Genomic DNA, 1046 nt, shown 5'->3' with positions numbered 1-1046 from the left:
CGGAAGCTAAGCCTTTCAGCGCCGATGGTACTGCAGGGGGGACCCTGTGGGAGAGTAGGACGCCGCCGAACAATTATTGTAGAAAGCCCCGTACCAGGAAACTGGTACGGGGCTTTTCTGCGTTTACAGGCATATTGATTGCTCGGCACGGCGCCGGCCCGCCGCTGATCTCGGGACGGTCAGCCGTCGAAGCGGGTCCAGTCGACAGGAAGGCCGGCCAGCGGCTCCAGGGCACTTCGATGGGTAGCGCCGACCCCCACATCGAATTCCTCGCCAGCCTCGCTGCTGACCGGCACGACGAGGCCGGGGCTACGTAGGAGTGGATCGGTGCCCGGGGCCAGAAGGGACGCAGGGCACGAGGTGCAGTACTTGGGTGAGTTGCTCGACCTGTGGTGCCGTGAGTCTGCGGGTCAGGGCCAGGTAGTCGGCGCCCATAGCAGCCTCGAAGAGCGAAGAACCGGATCAGAAGCCGCTGAGCGGTTCCTGTTCGGCGATCGGCTCCTCGTCGAGTTCACAGAACCAGAGGGTCGGATCGGCCTCAAGCCCGTCAAGCGTCCACAGGACCGACCAGAAGAAGCCTCCTTGGTTCTCGGCGCCGAAGACGAGCATCTCCCCGAGCTGGTCGGTGTGCAGCAATGGCTCGGGCAGGATGTTGTTCTGGGTTCCGAGGGCACCCGGCCGCTGCTTCGCGAGCCGGTAAAGCTGCCTCAGCCCACCAGGCAGGCGTGACGGAGTGCAGCTCGGAGGTGATTGGGCGGCGCCTGCGGCGGGGTACCGGCCGGTGACGAACCGCTCCAGCGCTGCCGCACGGTCTCCGTTCATTGCTGAGCCACGCCAGACCCGCCGAGTCCCCGCCGGGAAGCGGTGGGCGCACTCGGTTGAGGTGCTCTCTACTCAAGGGCACTGCAAAGCACAGTTCTCAGTCGGTCCTACGTTGTTGATGGGTCGGATGGGCCAGTCGTAAGGTCCGGAGATCCAGAGACACCGGGTATGGCTTTCAGTCGGTTGCCCTCGATGGTTGCCCTCACCTGGCCGCCCGGTGTCTC

The 1046-nt window shown here is 64.9% G+C and carries 1 protein-coding gene; it reads right to left on the bottom strand.

The window, feature by feature from the left end:
• Positions 1-462: 462 nt before the first annotated feature.
• On the bottom strand, positions 463-822 hold the full coding sequence (locus OTB20_RS42240) for a hypothetical protein (protein ID WP_267825193.1): 360 nt from the start codon (positions 820-822) through the stop codon (positions 463-465).
• Positions 823-1046 lie beyond the last annotated feature (224 nt).

This window comes from Streptomyces sp. H27-H1 (assembly GCF_026627445.1).
In the GTDB taxonomy this organism is placed as follows: Bacteria; Actinomycetota; Actinomycetes; order Streptomycetales; family Streptomycetaceae; genus Streptomyces.
Note: the sequence above shows the minus strand (reverse complement) of the source record. Positions and strands in the feature narration are given on the sequence as shown.